The organism is Desulfobacter curvatus DSM 3379 (assembly GCF_000373985.1).
Classification (GTDB): domain Bacteria; phylum Desulfobacterota; class Desulfobacteria; order Desulfobacterales; family Desulfobacteraceae; genus Desulfobacter; species Desulfobacter curvatus.
In genome coordinates this window covers 1-19,729 of the sequence record NZ_KB893119.1, presented here as the reverse complement: position 1 = coordinate 19,729, position 19,729 = coordinate 1, and the positions used below count along the sequence as shown (strand labels likewise).

General features: G+C 48.1%; 25 protein-coding genes and 1 pseudogene. 19 read left to right on the top strand and 7 right to left on the bottom strand.

What is annotated here, in order from left to right; translation table 11 throughout:
• Positions 1-203 (top strand): hypothetical protein (locus B147_RS0125315; RefSeq protein WP_026259823.1); only part of this gene is annotated, 203 nt, incomplete at its 5' end.
• Between the two features lie 16 nt (positions 204-219).
• Here B147_RS0125315 and B147_RS0125310 read toward each other — a convergent pair.
• From B147_RS0125310 to B147_RS0125290, 5 genes are all read right to left on the bottom strand, one after another.
• A complete protein-coding gene (locus B147_RS0125310) occupies positions 220-420 on the bottom strand; it encodes a hypothetical protein (RefSeq protein ID WP_020589997.1) in 201 nt (66 codons plus the stop codon).
• A gap of 59 nt (positions 421-479) precedes the next feature.
• On the bottom strand, positions 480-1,061 hold the full coding sequence (locus B147_RS0125305; protein WP_157238033.1) for a YdcF family protein: 582 nt from the start codon (positions 1,059-1,061) through the stop codon (positions 480-482).
• Positions 1,062-1,065: 4 nt separating this feature from the next.
• Positions 1,066-1,869 carry an NAD-dependent epimerase/dehydratase family protein gene (locus B147_RS29490; protein WP_020589995.1) on the bottom strand — a complete coding sequence of 268 codons (804 nt, stop codon included), beginning with the start codon at positions 1,867-1,869 and terminating at the stop codon, positions 1,066-1,068.
• Positions 1,870-2,289: 420 nt separating this feature from the next.
• The gene (locus B147_RS0125295; RefSeq protein WP_020589994.1) at positions 2,290-3,078 is read right to left on the bottom strand and encodes an alpha/beta hydrolase; all 789 of its coding nucleotides are present in this window, start codon (positions 3,076-3,078) and stop codon (positions 2,290-2,292) included.
• Positions 3,079-3,117: 39 nt separating this feature from the next.
• On the bottom strand, positions 3,118-3,612 hold the full coding sequence (locus B147_RS0125290) for an asparaginase domain-containing protein (protein WP_020589993.1): 495 nt from the start codon (positions 3,610-3,612) through the stop codon (positions 3,118-3,120).
• Positions 3,613-3,798: 186 nt separating this feature from the next.
• Between B147_RS0125290 and ybaK the strand changes: the two genes are divergently transcribed.
• Positions 3,799-4,266, top strand: coding sequence for a Cys-tRNA(Pro) deacylase (gene ybaK, locus B147_RS0125285; RefSeq protein ID WP_020589992.1), 468 nt, complete (start codon positions 3,799-3,801; stop codon positions 4,264-4,266).
• Positions 4,267-4,270: 4 nt separating this feature from the next.
• A pseudogene (locus B147_RS33605) lies at positions 4,271-4,435 on the top strand (DUF4405 domain-containing protein); the annotation flags it as partial.
• Between the two features lie 90 nt (positions 4,436-4,525).
• On the opposite strand, the gene B147_RS33265 reads toward B147_RS33605, so the two are convergent.
• Positions 4,526-4,660 (bottom strand): hypothetical protein, encoded by a 135-nt coding sequence (locus B147_RS33265; RefSeq protein ID WP_281167914.1) that lies wholly within the window; start codon positions 4,658-4,660, stop codon positions 4,526-4,528.
• A gap of 44 nt (positions 4,661-4,704) precedes the next feature.
• The gene (locus B147_RS0125275; RefSeq protein ID WP_020589990.1) at positions 4,705-4,920 is read right to left on the bottom strand and encodes a hypothetical protein; all 216 of its coding nucleotides are present in this window, start codon (positions 4,918-4,920) and stop codon (positions 4,705-4,707) included.
• A 231-nt stretch (positions 4,921-5,151) separates the two neighbouring features.
• Between B147_RS0125275 and B147_RS0125270 the strand changes: the two genes are divergently transcribed.
• From B147_RS0125270 to B147_RS0125190, 16 genes are all read left to right on the top strand, one after another.
• Entirely contained in the window at positions 5,152-6,273 is a 1,122-nt protein-coding gene (locus tag B147_RS0125270; protein ID WP_020589989.1) for a chorismate-binding protein, read from the top strand.
• Complete coding sequence (menD, locus tag B147_RS0125265) at positions 6,273-8,009, top strand: 2-succinyl-5-enolpyruvyl-6-hydroxy-3-cyclohexene-1-carboxylic-acid synthase (RefSeq protein WP_020589988.1); 1,737 nt, start codon at positions 6,273-6,275, stop codon at positions 8,007-8,009. The genes B147_RS0125270 and menD overlap by 1 nt, the downstream gene beginning before the upstream one ends.
• The gene (gene menB, locus B147_RS0125260; RefSeq protein ID WP_020589987.1) at positions 8,009-8,833 is read left to right on the top strand and encodes a 1,4-dihydroxy-2-naphthoyl-CoA synthase; all 825 of its coding nucleotides are present in this window, start codon (positions 8,009-8,011) and stop codon (positions 8,831-8,833) included. The genes menD and menB overlap by 1 nt, the downstream gene beginning before the upstream one ends.
• A gap of 15 nt (positions 8,834-8,848) precedes the next feature.
• A complete protein-coding gene (locus tag B147_RS0125255; RefSeq protein WP_020589986.1) occupies positions 8,849-9,886 on the top strand; it encodes an o-succinylbenzoate synthase in 1,038 nt (345 codons plus the stop codon).
• 4 nt (positions 9,887-9,890) lie between these two features.
• Complete coding sequence (locus tag B147_RS0125250; protein WP_051085704.1) at positions 9,891-10,961, top strand: AMP-binding protein; 1,071 nt, start codon at positions 9,891-9,893, stop codon at positions 10,959-10,961.
• Between the two features lie 272 nt (positions 10,962-11,233).
• On the top strand, positions 11,234-11,794 hold the full coding sequence (locus B147_RS0125245) for a GAF domain-containing protein (RefSeq protein ID WP_020589984.1): 561 nt from the start codon (positions 11,234-11,236) through the stop codon (positions 11,792-11,794).
• A gap of 29 nt (positions 11,795-11,823) precedes the next feature.
• Complete coding sequence (locus B147_RS0125240) at positions 11,824-12,738, top strand: hypothetical protein (RefSeq protein WP_020589983.1); 915 nt, start codon at positions 11,824-11,826, stop codon at positions 12,736-12,738.
• Positions 12,739-12,787: 49 nt separating this feature from the next.
• Positions 12,788-13,237, top strand: a complete 450-nt coding sequence (locus B147_RS0125235; protein ID WP_020589982.1) for a universal stress protein — start codon at positions 12,788-12,790, stop codon at positions 13,235-13,237.
• A 158-nt stretch (positions 13,238-13,395) separates the two neighbouring features.
• Positions 13,396-13,710, top strand: a complete 315-nt coding sequence (locus tag B147_RS0125225; protein WP_020589980.1) for a hypothetical protein — start codon at positions 13,396-13,398, stop codon at positions 13,708-13,710.
• Positions 13,711-13,889: 179 nt separating this feature from the next.
• Positions 13,890-15,737 (top strand): indolepyruvate ferredoxin oxidoreductase subunit alpha, encoded by a 1,848-nt coding sequence (iorA, locus tag B147_RS0125220; RefSeq protein WP_020589979.1) that lies wholly within the window; start codon positions 13,890-13,892, stop codon positions 15,735-15,737.
• A gap of 19 nt (positions 15,738-15,756) precedes the next feature.
• Complete coding sequence (locus B147_RS0125215) at positions 15,757-16,353, top strand: indolepyruvate oxidoreductase subunit beta (protein WP_020589978.1); 597 nt, start codon at positions 15,757-15,759, stop codon at positions 16,351-16,353.
• Positions 16,354-16,420: 67 nt separating this feature from the next.
• On the top strand, positions 16,421-16,882 hold the full coding sequence (gene aroQ / locus B147_RS0125210) for a type II 3-dehydroquinate dehydratase (RefSeq protein ID WP_051085703.1): 462 nt from the start codon (positions 16,421-16,423) through the stop codon (positions 16,880-16,882).
• Positions 16,883-16,884: 2 nt separating this feature from the next.
• Entirely contained in the window at positions 16,885-17,691 is an 807-nt protein-coding gene (locus tag B147_RS0125205) for a TatD family hydrolase (protein ID WP_020589976.1), read from the top strand.
• Positions 17,688-18,461 carry a tRNA threonylcarbamoyladenosine dehydratase gene (locus B147_RS0125200; protein ID WP_020589975.1) on the top strand — a complete coding sequence of 258 codons (774 nt, stop codon included), beginning with the start codon at positions 17,688-17,690 and terminating at the stop codon, positions 18,459-18,461. Before B147_RS0125205 ends, B147_RS0125200 begins: the two co-directional genes overlap by 4 nt.
• 246 nt (positions 18,462-18,707) lie before the next feature.
• Complete coding sequence (locus B147_RS29485; RefSeq protein ID WP_020589974.1) at positions 18,708-19,028, top strand: hypothetical protein; 321 nt, start codon at positions 18,708-18,710, stop codon at positions 19,026-19,028.
• A 155-nt stretch (positions 19,029-19,183) separates the two neighbouring features.
• The gene (locus B147_RS0125190) at positions 19,184-19,561 is read left to right on the top strand and encodes a hypothetical protein (RefSeq protein ID WP_020589973.1); all 378 of its coding nucleotides are present in this window, start codon (positions 19,184-19,186) and stop codon (positions 19,559-19,561) included.
• Positions 19,562-19,729: the final 168 nt, after the last annotated feature.

The following is a 19,729-nucleotide window of genomic DNA, read 5'->3' as shown; positions in this document are numbered from 1 at the left end:
CAAACAGAAAGGATGTCCGCAACCCGCGCAGCGAATTTATGCTGAAAGAATTCGAAGACATTGTATTGGGACAAATGCAGTTGCCGGACGGAAATAACTATGGCTTTGTATCCGAGCTAAATGATCTTCAAAAAGATATTCTTTTCATTCTGGACGTTCCACTTCATTACTATGATTACCAATACTTGGGCAACTCAAGCTGAATTAATGGTGGAGCAATCAATGACAATGAAGGGTGAAAAACGAAAAACGCACATTTTCAAAGAGCGAAATCCAAGTTACAGGTACTTTTTGGATTACAATTTCTTTATTTAAGACAAGCGTGGCTGCATCCGGAGCTGTTGTTATAGAACCTATAACGCCTATGATAAATAAGAAGAAACCGATTTTTTTAAAGCTCATTTTTATTCTAAAGTGCATCGGAACTCACTCCACTGAAAAACAAACGAATTCCAGTAAGTAATAAAATATATAATTAACTAAGCCAATTGGTACACCCAAAATGAACATATCTTTACAGCCTCAAACAGGGTAAACTTAACATTCTGCGGCCTAAATGTGGAAAAGAATCCTTGAGACCTAAGATACCGGCTTCCAATACATTTTATCCGATATCTCTTTTTATCAAATACCCTTGAAGATATAATTTTTATCCTTCTCATATGTAAAGGTTCACTGACCATGATGGCGGAGGTGATTCCCTGTTCTTCCATCAGCTTTCTGGCCTCAAGTGCTTCGACATGGGTGTTTTCATAAAACTCTGGATATGCCTTTCGATTGAAACTGAATTGAGCCGGGTTAAAATCCCTGACAATATCCCCCTGTTCCATTTTGAGCATAAGCTTATAGGCTGGGACAATTAGAGTATCAGCATACCCCTCATGCATGAGTTGGTGAGCCTCTTTCAGTCTTTTGTCATAATCCGGGCCTACGAACAAGACTATGGCGTCTGACTTTACGGGCTTGTCACTGACCTGAAGAAAATGGAAGGCCCAAGCGTATGCTGTTAGGCAGAACACAAGAATGGCTGTTGTTATGGCCATATCTTTTTGGACTTTCATCAGTTTAACCAAAAAAAACTAACCTATCAAAATAGCCGAATGCCACGTTGTACACCTGGTTAGCGGCCTTCTCCAGGGCCAGGCAGGACAGCAGGTTGGCCTGGACGCAGTTATCGATGTAGCAGAAATCCCGAGAGGTCTCTCCATCCCCGTTGATGAAGAGATCCGAGCCTTGAATCAAGGCGGAAAACCAGAGGGGAATGACAGCAGCATAGGCACCTTTGGGGTCTTGGCGCCGGCCGAATACGTTAAAGTATCTCAGGCCGATGGAGCGCATGCCGTAAGTTGAGGCAAAGACTTCGGCGTAAAGTTCATTCACATATTTGGTCACGGCGTAGGGAGACAGGGGTTTGTCGATGATCTCTTCTGTTTTAGGCAGCCCGGGATGGTCTCCATATGTGGAGCTTGAAGCGGCATAGACAAAGCGTTTGACGCCGGACTGCCGGGCCGCATCCAGCATGTTTAAAAAGCCTGTTATATTGTTTGCATTGGTGGTCAAAGGATCTTCGATGGATCTGGGCACCGACCCCAAGGCTGCCTGATGGAGCACAAAGTCTGCATTTTTTACGGCTGTGGTGCAGGTCTTCGCATTCCGGATATCGCCTTCAATAAAGGTAAAATTTTTCCAGGATTCTCGGCTGACGCTCTTTTGTACCTGGTCCAGGTTATGCTGAAACCCAGTGGAAAAATTGTCCAGACCGGTAACAGTCTGCCCGCAATTGAGAAGGGTTTCCACAAGATTGGAGCCGATAAATCCGGCACAGCCGGTTACCAGCCAGTGAAATCTATTGTTTTCCAATTGTTTCATATTTGCTTTACAGTCTCCAAAATTTGACGCCGTCTTTTTTTTTACCTCATTTGTATCCAGTATAGACTTAACATCTAATACCGGATATAGCTCCGCCCCTTCGGTTACATTATGTCATGAACCCAAAAGACGGGCTGGCATGAAAAAATACAAATTCCGCCGTTTTTGTCTTCGCATAGTAAAGCAGTAAATGCGCCATCCCATTGTTTTTATAAGTATTTTTTAATTTAAAAGTTTTTTTGGGGCTGGTTTCAACTTGACCTGTCTATTTTTTTTATTTCATAGTTTTGTGATGATTTTGCTGTGTTGTTTATTAATTTGTTTTGCGGAATATGGCCGGACCCAAAGTCCCGGTCTTTTTATCCCGGATGTGGATGAATTCCGACATTGCATAAGCAATTTGAGGCTGTTTTAAACCTCCTACTGGATGAGAAAATCCGTCAGGCGGTTTAAATACATATCAAACCCCTTGATAAAAATATCGTTGTGGTTGGCACCGGAGATCATCAATAGATCTTTGTCGGCAGACGGACAAAGGCTATATAGCGCTTCTGCCTGTGAAAAGTCAATAATGTGGTCAAACTGGGCATGGATGATCAAAAGGGGCTTGTGCCAATACTTGATTTTGTCGGCATTGCCGAACCCCTGGGTTTCCTGAAAACCGATCATATCAGGATCAAGCCCGAGGGTTTTTAAAAGCGGGGCTGCATGGGCAAATCCGCTTTCGATGATCAGCCGGTCAATGCTGTCCTGGCGGGTGGCTGCAAGTTCCAGCGCTGATGCGCTGCCAAGGGATCGGCCCATAATATTAAGGGAACCTGTATAGTTGCGGTTTTCAAGTTCGTTAATGACAAAATCCAGAATTTTATGGCAGTCCAGAAGCATTGAAGAGACCGTGGGCGAGCCTGAGGATTTGCCGTATCCCCGGTAGTCTGCCACCAGGAAGTTGATGCCCTGATCATTGAAAATGGGGCCAAGGTCATCATAGTCGGATACGACCTCTCCATTGCCGTGGAAGAAAAGAATGTTTGGGAATGACGGATCTGCCAGATGAAAGGCCGCCCCGACTTCAATATCCTGGTCAACCGGAATAAGATGCTCCTTGTGGGAAAGGGCTTTTCCCGTGTAATCACGCCGTGGGTGAAACAAAAATTGAAGTACCTGGGGGTGATCCAGGGCCGCATACGGATTGGTATGATCTTTTTCCATTGGATTCTCCTTGTCCGTCTTTTTTTGCCGGTATGGCGTTCAACTTTCTTCAAACCTGCCCAATGCTCTGTTTTTAATTACGTTTCCCCCCATGAATATTTTTCCGTTCATGGCGATATAAACACCGGGGCAAGCCTTTTGAACCGCGCCCAGGGCACAGCCGATGTTAAAAACAGCGTCCGTGGTATTGAACATGGCAGGCAGAAGCGCGCCTGTGAGCACAACGGTTTTATCTTTTGCGCCGCCGTGGGTGATGATGTGTCTGGCGGTTTCCGGCATGGTATCTGTCCCGTGGGTGACAATAATCATCCTGCACGGGTCTGCGGCAACCGTTTGGGCGATAAGTTCCCTGTCCTCATCTGTTAAATCAAGACTGTCCTTGCGCATAAGAGAGGTAATGGTGTAAGGGACTTGCAGGTTAAATTGATCAAGCACCTCAATGGCGTTTGGGGGGCCTACTTCATATTCACTTTTTGCATCAAAATAAATCTTATCAATGGTGCCGCCGGTCGCAATGATTGAAATCGTGTTCATGCTTGTCCTTGTTAGAACCTGTTATGATTATTTCCCCTCCGGAGCAGGGCCGTAAGTTCCCATGTTTTGTATAAATAATCCGATGTAAAATCAATAATACGTGTTATTTTTCCCAGTCCCTTAAAAAAGGTATGCAAACATGATAAACAGCCAAGTTATAAAACAACAGATTAAGAAAGCAATCAAATGACACCTGCCATTAACACAGCCAAAAAAGCAAAAGTTGATTTTAAGATCCATGAATACAGCCATGACCCCAGAGCCGATTCCTATGGGCAGGAGGCGGCTGAAAAACTTGGGGTCAACTCGGACCAGGTTTTTAAGACCCTTGTGGTGTTAATGAACGGCAAGGATCTTGGGGTGGCCGTTTTGCCGGTGTCCCGCCAGTTGAATTTAAAATTGTTTGCCAAGGCCATGGGTGTCAAAAAAGCAGCCATGGCAGATAAAAAGCTGGTGGAAAAGACAACCGGTTATATCCTGGGTGGTGTCAGTCCTATCGGGCAAAAGAAAACTCTGTCAACAGTGGTTCATGACACGGCAAAGAATTTTAAGACAATTTTTGTCAGTGCCGGAAAACGAGGACTTGACATGGAACTGGCACCGGACAACCTGGTTAAACTGACCAGGGGAAAATTTGACCGCATTTGTGAGTGACAGCATGAATACAAAAGATTTGAAAAAAAAGGTTGATGTATCATTATGGTTTTTATTTTGTTTCATCCTGGGAACCGGGCTGATGATTCATTACAGGCTTGTGCCGGGCTTTCAGGGCGGTGCCGGTGCTAATTTTTTTGGAATATCCCGCCATGGATGGGGCAATATTCATTTCTGGGCCGCTTGTTTTTTCCTTGTCCTGTTAAGTTTTCATCTCTATTTAAATTTTAATACCATCAAACTGATCATCGCGGGCAAGTCAAACCAAAAGGCCGCACTCCTGTTCGGCATTGGCATTTTGATCGTGATGTTTTTCCTTCTGTTTCCCGTATTCCATGGACAAATCGGATTTGGGAAGAATGGAAACTATCACCACGGACAGCAGGCCCGTCATTTATTTCGATAGCGCCTTTTTACTACCCTGGCCAGGGGGTGGTGCTATGATTTAAAACGCTGCAAAAGATTCTTTTTAACCCAATACCAGTTAAGATATACATGGTAAATTGCAAGAACGACCAATGCCCATCCGCATTTGTGAAGCAATTCAAATATCAATTTAGGCAAGACATCGTGAAGTGCGCCGGATAGGGCTTGTATGAACAATACAATGCCCAGTAATGGATTAACTATAGTGAGTTGCTTTTGTTTATTCATAAAATCATCTCCATTTTTTAGTTGAAATACACATATCAAATGAGTGTTAGATGTGTATGAGACAATCAATTTTAGGGGAGATTAAGCATTCCCAGTCAAAAAAGACTGTTATTCGTGGATCAGGGATGTTAAAAAAGCCGCTCAGATTGAAATAAAATAACAAAATAAAAATGTTAAGATTTATGTCATGGCCGCGTCTGCCCTCGCTGCCGATAAGAAATTAGGAAGAGGATGAACAGTGTTACACAGTTGGGTTGTCTGATTGATAATCTGATAGAAAAAAATGCTGCATTTGCCTGCTGGTTCCAACCGTCCAGTGACAGCCCGCAACTGATTGCAGGCGCAGAGAATGACATTATATTTCCGGGAAGTATACAACAACTGAGCCGGGCCCGCGGGTTTGTGTTTGCCCCGTTTAAAATATCTGATAATGCCCCCATTATAGTGTTGCAGCCGGCCATACACCTGAAAGGTTACAGCCAGATCCAGGAATTTGATCCGGAAACCTTGACGTCGGCTTCTTTGGGGCAGGAAACAAAAGACCCTTGCATCTCAACAAATTTTAATGATTACCTGGTTTGCGTCAACCATGCCATTGAACAGATCCACGCCGCCAAATTTTCCAAAGTCATTGTCTCCAGGCGCATTTGTAAGGAGAGAAAAAATGAATCATTAGGATCGCTCTTTCTTGGGATGCGTGACAAAAATCCGGGGGTGTTTGTCTTTGTGGTAAACCTGCCCAAGGCCGGGCTTTGGATGGGGGCCACCCCTGAACTGTTGTTTCGTTCCGATGGACGGCATGCCCAGACCGTGTCCCTGGCCGCCACCCAGCCCCTGCGCCCCGATGGCCAGTACTGCTGGTTTACAAAAGAAATTGAAGAGCAGGCCTTTGTTTCCAGGTATACGGTGGATGTACTCCATCGGTTTGGTTTTTCAACTTACCAGACCAAGGGGCCCCAGGACCTTGAAACCGCCACCGTGGCCCATCTGAAAACCTCTTTCTTCTTTTCCGGGGAACAGATTGAAAACCGGCTTGGGGAATTTGTTGAACAGCTTTGTCCGACACCCGCGGTCTGCGGTTTGCCCAAGGTTGAGGCCGATCAATTTATCCAGGCCTTTGAACCCCATGACAGACGGTATTATACCGGCTTCCTTGGTCCCTGGCGCCTTGAACAAAGCGGCACAGACGTTTACGTGAACCTGCGCAGCATGGAAATTGAAGATGCCCAGTATGCGCTTTACACCGGTGGGGGAATCACGGCCCGGTCCAACCCGGAACAGGAGTGGGAAGAGACCACGCAAAAGTCCAGAACACTTTTAAATGCCATAGAGGCGTTGCAGGAGCAGGACTGATGATTTCAACAAAACGCCATGTGCAGCAGCTTGCCTCTTTATTTATCAGCAAAAAGATCTTTGATGTTGTGTTGTGCCCCGGCTCCAGGAACGGTCCCCTGATTCATACCCTGGGGGGCTGCGGACAATTTGACTGCAGGGTGATTGTGGATGAGCGCAGTGCCGGTTATTTTGCTTTAGGGGTGGCCCAGGCAAAGAAAAAGCCGGTTGTCATTGTGTGCAGTTCCGGGACAGCTACAATCAATTTTGCCCCGGCTGTGGCCGAGGCCTATTACCAGAATATTCCCTTGATTGTAGTGACTGCGGACCGGCCTGCCTACTGGATTGACCAGCTGGAAAATCAATGCATTCATCAAACGGATTTGTACCGCAATTTTATCAGGCAATCGTGCACACTGCCCCTGGAAGAGTCGGACAATCAATTGTGGGCAGCAGCGTGTCTGATCAACGATATCCTTAATACGGCCGTATCCGATGCGCCGGGGCCTGTGCATATCAATATTCCCCTTGAAGAGCCCCTGCACCGGACCATGGATGCGCAACTGCCCGATGTTAAGTTGGTTGAGGATGCGGGTACGCGGATAACTCTTGACGAAAAGGCGTTGGCCGGGGCAGTCGAAGAGATCATCCGGGCAGATAAAATACTTGTACTTGCAGGCCAGTCCTCTGCCAATGCAGAACTTGACCGTACACTGACCCTGTTTGCGCAAAAAACCGGTGCCGTGGTTGTGGCCGAGCATCTGGCCAACCTGCAGATACCCTCTAATTGTTGCTGTGGCTGTCCGGAACTGGTGCTTGGGTCCATATCCAACGCTGATGCAGCTATGTTTCAGCCTGATCTGCTGATTACCTTTGGCAGGCATTTTGTGTCCAAACGTATCCGGCAATTTTTAAGAGATCATAAACCGGACAAGCATATCCATGTGGATGCCGGGGGCGGGCATATGGACACCTACCAGTCCTTGACCCGGGTTTGTGCCATGCCTCCGGAACGGTTTTTTGAGCAAATGGCCGGGATACAGCTCCAAAAGACCTCCGGTGATTATGCCGGGGCCTGGAAAAACCGGGAACAAGAGGCTTTGCAGATTTATAAACAGTATTTGGATCAAGCGCCTTTCAGCGATCTTAAGGCATGTACCGGTGTATTAAAAACAGTGCCGGAAGATTCTGTCATACACCTTGGAAACAGTTCCACCGTAAGATATGCTGTGTTGAATCCCGGCATTAAGGGGGTTACCTGGCTTGGCAACCGGGGGACCAGCGGTATTGACGGTTCTGTTTCAACGGCGGTGGGGTATGCGTCATGCAGTTCCAAGATCAATACCCTTATCCTGGGAGATCTCTCTTTTTTCTACGACTCCAATGGATTGTGGAATAAATATCTGGAAAAAAATTTACGGATTATTTTGCTCAATAACGGCGGCGGCAATATTTTCAGCTTTGTTGAGGATCTTGCCGGTCGAACCGGGGCGGATAATCAACGGGTGTTTCAAAATTATTTCTTTGCAGGCCAAAGTGTAAAGGCCAAAGGTCTTGCTTCCACATTCGGCCTTGATTACCTGCAGGCCGGCTCAGCGCCCCAGTTGGACAAGGCCCTTGAAAAACTCTATAATCCCGGTCGGATTGTCCCCACCCTTTTAGAGGTGTTTACGGATGCCCGGACCAACACAAAGGTCTTTAAGGGGTTGTTTACCGAAATTAAAAAGAGAATAACTATAAATGGAGAGAGTGTGTGATGACAGAAAAACGCCAATGGCAAACCATCAAAGAGTTTGAAGATATCTTTTTTGAGTATTTTGAGGGTATCGGCAAGATCACTATCAACCGTGAACGCTACCGCAATGCTTTCCGGCCGACCACCGTCCATGAGATCAGCGAATCGTTGCGCATTTGCCGGGAAGATAAGCGTATCAATGTGATTGTTCTGACCGGCGCCGGGGACACGGCTTTTTGCGCCGGGGGCGACCAGAATGTAAAAGGAGAGGGCGGTTACATTGACAAGGACGGCACCCCACGGCTGAATATCCTGGAAGTTCAGAAACAGATCCGGTCCATGCCCAAACCCGTGATTGCCATGGTCAACGGCTTTGCCATCGGCGGCGGCCATGTGCTTCATGTGGTGTGCGACATCACCATCGCCAGTGAAAACGCCATCTTTGGCCAGACCGGCCCAAAGGTGGGCAGTTTTGATGCAGGATTGGGCTCCTCCTATCTGGCCAGCACGATTGGGCAGAAAAAGGCCCGGGAGATCTGGTTCATGTGCCGCCAATATTCGGCTGCCGAGGCCCTGGAGATGGGGTTGGTCAATACGGTGGTGCCCCTGGAGCAGCTTGAGGATGAGACCGTGGCCTGGGCCATGAAAATGCAGGAACACAGTCCGTTGGCCCTTCGCATGATCAAGCTTGGGCTCAATGCCGAGCTCGACGGCCAGTTGGGGCTCCAGGAGTTTGCCGGTAACGCAACACTTTTATATTACCTGACCCAGGAGGCACAGGAAGGCAAAAACGCATTTCTTGAAAAAAGGAAACCGGATTTTAATAAATTTCCAAAGTTCCCCTGATGTTAAATTAAAGCTATGAAAGCACGTGTTATTGAACATGATTTACAGTTTAAGCGCCCGGCCGGGACATCCCGGGGGGTGCTGAACCATCGCCGGGTCTGGTACATTGTTTTGGAAAAAGAGGGCAGATTCGGGGTAGGGGAGTGTGCACCCTTGCCGGACTTGAGCATTGAAACCATCCCTGAAGTGGAAAAGAATCTTGCCGCCCTTGCCGCAGACCCGGATGGGTTTTGTGCCCAGGCGGATTGGCGGCAGATACCTCCTTCGGTACAGTTTGCCGTGGAAACCGCCCTGAAAGATCTGGCGCAGGCCGGTACGCAGATTCTGTTTCCTTCCGGTTTTACCCGGGGTGACAAAGGCATTCCCATCAACGGACTGATCTGGATGGGGGACCCCGCGTTCATGAAAGAACAGGTCCGGCAGAAACTGGATTTGGGGTGGCGGTGCATTAAGCTTAAAATCGGGGCGCTTCAGTTTTCCGACGAGCTGGCTATCCTCAGAAGCATCCGGGCCGAATACAGTGCTGACGACATTATTTTACGTGTGGATGCCAATGGCGGCTTCTCCCCGGACGAGGTTTCGGACCGGCTTGATCAGTTGGCAGAACTGGACATCCACTCCATTGAACAGCCCATCGCCAAAGGACAGTGGCCGCAAATGGCAGACGTGTGCAAGCAATCCCCCTTGGACATTGCCTTGGATGAGGAACTCATCGGAATTACGGCCCGTGAAGAAAAAATTGGCCTTCTGGATACCCTTACCCCCCAATACCTGGTGCTGAAACCCAGTTTGCACGGCGGGATGAGAGGGTGTGACGAATGGATTGAATTGGCCGATGCCAAGGGTGTCGCCTGGTGGATCACCTCCTATCTTGAATCCAACCTGGGGTTGAATGCCATTGCCCAGTGGGCTTTTTTAAAGCAGCCCCATCTGCATCAGGGCCTGGGTACGGGGCAGTTGTTTACCAATAATATGGAATCCCCCCTGGAAATCCGTGGGGAGCAACTCTTTTTTGATCCGGAAAAGCGGTTTATTTTTCCTGGGATTTTTTAATGCTGTGAATATTTTCCCTGATACCCTGTGCATCAACGGTACCGTGCACCGGATGGAAACGCTTCTGAAAGCGGGGCATCAGGCTTGGCCTCCGGGCATTGAATCCGATGTTTTTGATTTTCTGGCCCAATGGTATGGCCCGGAAAATACCATCACCGTCCACACCTCGGGCAGCACAGGTCCGCCCAAGCCCATTTTCCTGGAAAAAGCGTTTGTAGCCCAAAGCGCCATGCGCACCCTTGAATTTTTTGAACTGAAACCCGGGCAACGAATCCTGCTGTGTCTGCCCTTAAGGTATATCGCAGGAAAGCTGATGGTGGTCAGGGCGCTTCTGGGCCGGCTTGATCTGTGTACCGCAGAACCCACCGATAATTTCGCCTTCCTGGGTCAGTGCCCGGCCAATCCCTTCCGGTTCGCCGCCATGGTGCCCAACCAGGTCACAAAGCTTTTGGAATATCCGGAACGGTTTAACGCGCTTGGGGCCTTGCTCATCGGCGGTTCCGCGCTTCCGGCAATCCTTGAAACCGAACTTCAAACTGTGCCCACGGCTTGTTTTGCAAGCTATGGTATGACCGAAACCGCCACCCACATTGCCCTTCGCCGGACCAATGGGCCGGGTGCATCTGATTTTTTTCACTGTCTGGGGGGGATTTCGGTGGGGCTCTCCCCGAGCGGATGCCTTACCATTGAAATACCGGGCCTGAACACATCTGATGGGTCAGGGGCTCCCCTTGTCACCAACGATCTGGCCGAACTTATTGACAGTACCACCTTTCGCATTCTTGGCCGGGCCGATAACGTAATCATTTCAGGTGGTGTTAAATATTTTCCTGAAACCATCGAAAAAAAGCTGGGAAGTGCCATTGAACAGCCTTTTTTCATCGGCTCCCTGCCCGATGAAATCCTTGGCCGCCGCATGGTTCTGGTCATTGAGGCAACGCCTGACAGTCTACTTGAAAAGAGAGTGGCGCAACTGTTGGTCCGGTATCTGGACCGCTACGAGCGGCCGAAAAAGATTGTGTTTAAAGAAACGTTCAAGCGCACCGAAACCGGAAAAATCATAAGGCAATTTTAATTGATCCCCGAATTAGTGTCTGAGAAAAAACCTGAAAATGTATAATCCTATAGCCCTGAAATTTGAATCATTGACATAGGTTTTTATTTTTCAATATAATAGTGGCTATGGGTTGACCTCTTCCATCAGAACCCAGACTCAACCCACAACGAAACACTTTCATGAAGAAATTAGCCGATCAACTGGCCCGAAGCGAGATTTGGATTTTATTGTTCCCAACCGGCCTGCTTTACAAAAGCCGTCCGGATCTTGTTTAAACATGGAGAGTTAAAATGACCAACGCACTGGAACGTAAGTTCAATCTGGAAGAATTCAGGTCCATCAGCCATGCGATTTCAACCTATGATGATCTGAAACTTTTGTTGGCGCACATCACCGAAGGGATTGCCATAACATTTAAAATCAAAGGCTGCTGCACCCTTGTTTTGGATGAAAAAGAAAATCAGCTCTTTATGGTGAGCAGTTATGGCATCAGCAGGGAATACCTGGAAAAAGGCCCGATATTTATTGATGAAAAGTATTCCGCCCTGGCAAAGGGGGAGCCTGTGTTCATAGAAGATATTCAGGCCGATCCCAGGGTCCAGTATCCAAAGCAGGCGGCAGAAGAAAATATTGTATCCATGCTCTCAATACCCATTAAATTCAAACACACGGTTACAGGGGTCGTGCGCATGTATCATAATGAGGTCATTGCTGTCAGCGAACAGGATCTGGAGTCTTTGTCCGTTTTGTTTGAGCATCTGGGGATCGTTATTGAAAACAGCGGTCTTCAAAATGTGATTGATCAATTTAAGGTGGCCATGAACAGTTTGCCCCATAGACTCCTTTATTAAATCCGGCGTAAACCAACGAGGCAAATTATATGGGAAAATCATCAATCCAGGATACCAGTAATTTTTATGCCATAGACAGCGGGGATATCGTCCATGTGAACGGACAGGCCTATAAGGTGATCGGCCATGCCAAGGAGCAACGCTTCGGAATTGAAGATCCAAAGTTTTGGGTCAAAAAGGTGATTAACCAAAAAACAAAGGATATTCAATACCTTAAATTTGCCTTTTTTGAGTCCTTTCAGATAAATATTGGCGGGGTGAAAATTAATTGTTTTCGAAGCCCTGAAAAGGAAGGGCAAATCCTTGATCTGGTGGAAGGGCACTCTCTTTTTATGCAGGGCAAGGCCTTTATCGATCAAGATGGTAATAATATTCGGGTCCTTGAGGTGGTCAGGGGGCAAAATTTTTTGCAATATCTCGGCAATTTCAGTGAAATGGCTTATCCGGTTTATTTTCGGACCATACTGCCGGGTATCCTTCGAAATCTGTCCAAAGCCTTTGAGGGTATCAGTTTTCTCCACAGGAACGGATTTAAACACGGGGACATCAGAAACGATCACCTCTTTGTGGAAAGGGCGACGGGCAACTATGTATGGATTGATTTTGACTACGATTACGAGACAACTGAGAATCCTTTCAGCCTGGATATATTCGGCCTGGGCAATATTTTAACTTACGCCGTCGGCAAGGGGTTTCATACGGTTTACATGATGAAGAACAATACGCAAACATATGGCGATTTGCACCAGCGGTTGACCGACGCCGATTTTGCCATACTGGATCAAAGACGGCTGGTGAATCTAAAAAAGTTGTATCCTGTCATTCCAAGCACGCTGAACAATATTTTAATGCATTTTTCAAAACAGACCGAAATCTTTTATGAGATGGTCGACGAGATTATTGAGGATATTGACAGGTGTGTCCAGGCCTTTGATGAACTATAGACAGATATTCAGGCCTTTATAACCCGTTTTTTTTAAGAAGGATTGAACAATGAAGCAATCCATACTCATAGCCGTAAACGATTCATTCAGTTCAAAGGCTACATTGGAATATTTTTCAACTCTTAAATTTCGTCCTGACAGCATTGATATAACATTGATCCATGTGTTTAGAAAACCCGCTGCCGGTGATGAACTCATGGGTAAACAATTTATGGAAGCCCAGCCGGAAAGGTATTTGTCTATTCTTGAAAAGGCAAGGCTGGACCTGCTGGAAAGAACAGGGATGCCTGAAGAAAATATTCGGGTTAAAATCATAAATGAACCCTGCGAGACGGTTGCGGACGGGATCATTGAAGAGTTTAAAAAAGGGGGGCACTCCATGATCGTCATCGGCCGGAGGAAAAAGTCCAAGGCCGAGGAGTTTGTCAAAGGGGACCTTTGTATCAAGCTCGTCCGTGAATTGGAAGGGGCTGCCATTCTGGCGGTGAAGACCCATTAAAGAATTTTTTCAAAATCCTTTAATTCTATAATAGATTTCGGTAATATTGAGGGCTTAAACTGTTTTAGGGCACAGGGTCTGCTGTATTTGCCGGCAACGACCTGGTATTTTAAGGGGCTTGTGTCCTCAACCTGCAAGAATGAAAGGCTTTAAAGATCATGTGCAACCATTGTAGTGATCACAATCACGAGCATCACCATCACCATGAACATCCTGAAATTGTACAGCTGATGCCTGTGCAAAACAGTCTGTTTGCCGTCTACCAGACTGCAGATCCACTGGATTTCAGTGTTGAAACCGGCAAAAACGGGCTCAGCCTTGTTCCGGTACTGTTCATGGGTTTAATTCGCCATGGGGAAAAGACCATGGTGGAAGGTTTTTTCGCCTCCAGTGCCATTAACTCATGTGAGGATACCCAAGGGTTCAAGGGGTATGCCTCTTCCCTGGCCCATGCTGAAAAACTGTATGCCTGAAACCAAAATTTGTTTATAACAGCCATGGGCTGACCGGGGCTATCTACCCCCAGGCTTCGGCCCACAACAAAGATAGAAAGAATCCAATTAGTTGCTGGAAACTTTCATATAAAAATCACTATTCAGATATCTGACGGGCGATGCACCCGTCAGAATTTTTTGTTTAAGGAGTTGTGCACATGCATAAACTGTTAAAGGACAGCCCTGGAGAGAAAATCATGCTCCTGGGCAACGAAGCCATTGCAAGGGGCGCTGTTGAAGCCGGTGTCGCCTTTGCCACCACATATCCGGGGACCCCGTCCTCGGAAGTCTCTTTGAATCTGTTCCAGATGTCCCAAGAATCGGATCTGTATTTTGAATATTCCACCAATGAAAAGGTTTCCCTGGAAGTAGCTGCTGCGGCTGCCAATTCAGGACTTCGCACCTTTTGCATGATGAAGCATGTGGGGCTTAACGTGGCGGCCGATCCCCTGATGACCCTTGCCTATATCGGCGTCACCGCCGGCATGGTGATTTTAACGGCCGACGACCCGGCCATGTTCTCCAGCCAGAACGAGCAGGATAACCGTTACTATGCCAAGTTCGGCCATCTGCCCATGTTCGAACCCTCTAACGTGGCCGAGGCCAAGGAGATGATCAAAGAGGCGTTTGAACTGTCCGAAACCTTGAGACAGCCCGTGATCCTGCGCACCACCACCCGGATCAACCACTCCAATGCCTTTGTCACCTTTGGCGAGATCAAGGAGAGAAAGACAAAGGGCCGGTTTGAACGGGACCCCATGCGCTGTGTCACCGTGCCCGCCGTGGCCCGGGGACTGCATGTCAAGCTTCTGGAGCGCATGGACAAGGCTGCCGGCATGGCTGAAGAGTCAGTATTCAACTTTGTTACAGGCCAGGGTGTCTGGGGGGTTGTGGCCAACGGTGTGAGCTACCATTATGCCCTGGATGCCGTAAAAGACCTTGGTATTGAATCAAAGGTCAAGATTCTTCGCCCCGGATTTTCCAACCCCCTGCCCAGGAAAAAGATTAAAGATTTCCTGGCCGGCTGTGAAAAGGTGCTTGTTATCGAAGAGGGCGAACCGTTCATGGAAGAGGCGGTCAAGGCTTTTGCCCAGGAAGCGGGTCTTGTCCTTCCAATTCTGGGAAAAACGGACGCCCTGTTTACTTCGTTGGGGGAATTTCATCCTGCCATGGTCCGGGAGAAGATTGCCGCCTTTTTCGGCATAGACTATACCCCGGCACCAAAGATTGATACCTCTGATGTGCCGGAAATTGCCAACCGTCCCCCCAATCTATGCTCCGGATGCTCCCACAGAGCCACCTTCTACGCCATTAAAAAGGCGGCTGAAGGAATGGATGTCATCCACCCCAGTGATATCGGTTGCTATACATTGGGATTTATGCCGCCCTTGTCCGTTGGGGATTTTGTGGTCTGCATGGGCGGGTCCGTGAGTTCCTCCTGCGGTTTCAGCAAAGCCACGGACCAGAAGGTGGTCAGCGTGATCGGCGACTCCACATTTTTTCATTCCGGCATTACAGGGCTTGTCAATGCCGTGTTCAACCGCCATAACTTCACTTTGGTGATCCTTGAAAACGGTATCACCGCCATGACCGGCCATCAGCCCCATCCGGGCGTGGATATGGAACTGATGGGCATGTCCGGGTACGGCCGGGTAAATATTGAGAATCTGGTCAAAGCCCTGGGGGTGGAGCATGTCTCCGTGATCAAGCCCTTTAAGGTGAAAAAGAGCATTGAAACCCTTAAAGAGGCCATGGCCTTTGACGGCGTCTCTGTTGTTATCTCCCAAGAGCCCTGTATCCTCTGGGCCAAGAGCATTAAACTGAAAAAGCCCAGACCCTTTGAGGTGACCGATAAATGTACGGACCATAAGGAGTGTATCAACGGGATCGCCTGTCCATCTTTTTACATTGAAGAGGGCCGGGTAAAAATTGATGCGGATACCTGTGTGGGCTGTGCGTTGTGCGCCCAGATCTGTCCTGAAAACGCCATCCGCCCATTGAAATAGACAAGGAGACAAATTCGATATGAAAACATTAAGAATGGTCATCGTAGCAGTCGGCGGACAGGGCAATCTACTGGCATCCAAGGTCCTGGGTGAAGCCGCCCTCATTGAAGGGGTAGAGGTGAGAATGAGCGAGATCCACGGCATGGCCCAGCGCGGCGGTGTGGTGGAGTCCTCCATTATTTTCGGGGATGCCTCCTCCTCCATTATTTCCGATGGGGAAGCCGATATCCTGCTGGGATTTGAACCGGCTGAAACCCTGCGCGCCATTGGCCGCTGTTCTGCCAATACCAAAGTGATTACCAATACCGCCACCCTGCCGCCCTTTACCGTGGGTATCGGCAAAGGGGCCTACCCCGAGGTGGATGAGATTAAACGGGTGCTCAAGGAGAAGACTGCAGGGCTTGTGGCCATAGACGCCATGGCGTTGGCCCGTAAAGCCGGCTCGCCCATGAGTGTGAATATTGTGCTGTTGGGCGCCTTGATCCAGACCGGTGCCCTGGGTTTTTCCAAGGAAAACGTTAAAGAGGCGATCAAGCGCAGGATTAAACCGGCGCTTGTGGAGATGAACCTTAATGCCTTTGATTTGGGATTTGAGGCCGCTGCCGCCGCTGTCTAACTGAAAAACGCTTTTGTCCCGGTACGGCCTTTCTGTTCCGGGGCAAAAAAGCCGTTGGGGGGAAAAGATGAATACTCAGTCACAGATAAGACCCGGCATGATTCATGTTATCAATGGTCCCAATTTGAACATGCTAGGGAAAAGGGAACCCGAGATTTACGGGGCGCTTACCCTTGATCAGATTAACGGGGAGCTCAACAAACGAGCAGATACGTTGGGGCTTTCCCTGGATTTCTTTCAGTCCAACCACGAAGGCGCGATCCTGGATTACATCCATGCCGCATTTGAACAGGGACCTGCCGGAGTGATTATCAATCCGGGTGCCCTGACCCATACTTCCGTGGCCCTTCGTGATGCCGTTTCCATGCTGTCATGCCCCATTGTGGAGGTGCATCTGTCCAACATTCACAAGCGTGAAACCTTCCGCCATACCTCCATGATTGCCGGTATTGCCACGGGCCAGCTCACCGGGTTCGGTCATCATGGTTACTCTATGGCCCTTGATTTTCTCCACTCCCTGGCCGGTTGAGCATGACCGGGTTCATTGATGTTCATACCCATCTTCATGATCCAAGGATAATTGAAAACACTCCGGATATTGTGCTGCGGGCCCAAGACGCCGGGCTGGAAACAATAGCCACCTGCGCCACCATGGAAGAAAATTTTGGAATTACAGTCCAATTGTCTGAAAAATTTTCCAGTGTGGTGCCCTGTTTGGGGATTCATCCCTGGTTTCTTGATACCCTAAGCCCGGACTGGGCACAAAATCTGGGGCAATGGCTGGAGAAAATACCTGCCGGGGTAGGGGAAACCGGGCTTGATTTCATGGACAAAGACGCTGACCGGGATCTGCAGCTTGAAGTTTTTAAAACCCACCTGGCCTTTGCCTGTGACCTGAACCGGCCCATTAACATCCATATCCGCAAGGCCTGGGACGCAATAGTGAAAATTTTGAAACACCATGGGCCCTTGGCTGCAGGCGGGGTGATCCACTCCTATTCCGGGTCTGCCGACCTTATTCCGGTCCTTGAGAGATTCAATCTTCATATCTCCTTTTCCGGATCCGTAACCCGGCCCAATGCCAAAAAGGTGGGACAGGCCCTGAAGGCGGTCAGTCTTGACCGGATCGTCTTTGAAACCGATACTCCGGATATTGTGCCCCAGTTTGTTCTGGATGCCCATCCCGGGGAAACACCGCTAAATGAGCCCGCCAATGTACCGGAAATTGTCAGGGTGGCGGCAGCGCGACGGGGTATGGCATTTGAAACCCTGGCCCTGCATGGATACGAAAACAGCCTGAATCTGTTTGGGCCTATTTTAAAAGAGAAAACCGCATGATTCAGGATTCAAGTATGATCAGCCCCTTTGCCCGGCTTGAGCAATTAATGGGAAAGGCGGCGATTGACCGGTTTAAGCGTTCCCGGGTGGCTGTCTTCGGCCTGGGCGCTGTGGGGTCTTTTGTGGTGGAGGCCCTGGCGCGGTCCGGCATCGGCTATTTGCGGCTTGTGGATTTTGACCGGGTGGACGCCTCTAATATCAACCGGCAGATTTATGCCTTACATTCCACCTTGGGGCAGGAAAAAGCGGCCTTGGCCCGGGCCCGGGTTTTGGATATCAATCCCGATTGTGAGGTGGATCTGCGCACCTCTTTTGTCAATGCAGACAGCCTGTCCCAGTTTTTAAGCCCGGAACTGGACATGGTGGTGGATGCCATTGACGGGCTCAACGCAAAGGTCAGTCTGATTTTTGGGGCAAAACAGATGGGGCTTAATCTCATCTCCTCCATGGGGGCGGCAGGCCGAACTGATGTCTCTATGATCCGGACAGGAGATCTTTTTGAAACCGAAGTGTGCCCCCTGGCCCGGATGGTGCGAAGACGGCTACGCCGCCGTGGGCTTTCCAGCGGCGTACCCTGCGTCTACTCCATTGAACCCCCACTGAACAAGGAGCCCTTTGAGGATAAAGACGTCGTAGACCCACTGGAGCAGGGCCATGTGGAAGACGGCCATGGCCGCCCCAGGCCGCCCATCGGGTCTGCCGCCTGGGTGCCTGGGTGTTTCGGACTGACCATTGCAGGCCTTGTGGCAAAAAACCTTGCCGCTGAATAGTGGGTTCTGCCGGTTTTTATCCGCATAGTAAATGGCATTTTGATTTGATTTAAGGCAGACTTTTGGGTACATAAAAGTCAGTGACTATTGGGGTTAAGCCCCAGTCGATTTTCTGCTTTTTATTTTAAGCAGGTACTATTTACAGGGCTTAAGAAAAATTGAATGGGTAATAGACGGAATCCGCCTATCACCATATTGGCCTATTCTGCCTAATATAACTGTTCTGCTACCAAAGGAAATAAAATAATGACATCTGATCCACGACTTGAAAAAATAAAAGAAATATTGGAAAAGCATTGTGGGAAAAGAAATCAGATAAGTGCCGGTAAGATAGGCCCTCAAATTGGAATCAATGAAGATGCAACTCATGTTCAAACAAGAGGCTTAATTCTCCAAGCAATTGAGGAACTTAATTTACCCATAGCTGGTGGAAGCCGTGGCTATTACATGATTGATACCGAAAGAGAATTAGAAGAATACGTTAATAGCATTGATGGCAGAATTGCAGAAATGGAAAAAAGAAAAAATTTGGTTCAGAAAGCATTTGAAAAATACCATAAAATTTAAGCAGAACAAAAAAATGAACTGGGACCGGGTGGGAGCGTGCAGTTATTAAACGCTTTCGTTTTTCAATCTTTTTCGCTTATAGGCCGTCTTCGTGATTCGCCACCCGGCCCGTTATTTTGGCGTTGTGCATTAAAATCACGAAAAGGACAAATTGAATGAATGGAGAAGTATTAACCGTAGGAAAATTAAGAACGTTTTTAGAAAAACAAAGCTCTGATACGGAAATAACTTTTGGGTCTTCAAAATATCGAAAACGTCCTCTAATATTTTATCGTTTTAAGCAAAGAGGAGATGATCTCCTTCAAATTGAATTAAATGAGATTGATAAGCAGTGGGAGCCAATTTCAGAAATTGATTGTAGGCCAACAGTTGGCGATTTTTTGAGACAGTTGTCCATATGGGATGATCATTTTGAAATCACCTTTGGGTCAAGCCTTGATGCTGTTCCACTGGAATTCAGAAATGTGCAAATAGTCGTTGGGATAAATTTAGATCAAAACCAAGAGCCTAAGTGGAGTGTCGAAGGCGATTGAAAAATATTTGCACAATCGGGATAGGACTCCCCATCACTGAGGAGCCCTCCCACACCACCCGGCATACGGATCTCGTACCAGGGCGGTTCGGCTGATTTTATGAATCAGTTCCCAGGCAGATATAATCCTTGATCAATAAAATATCGTTCAGGCATGGCAATGGCCACC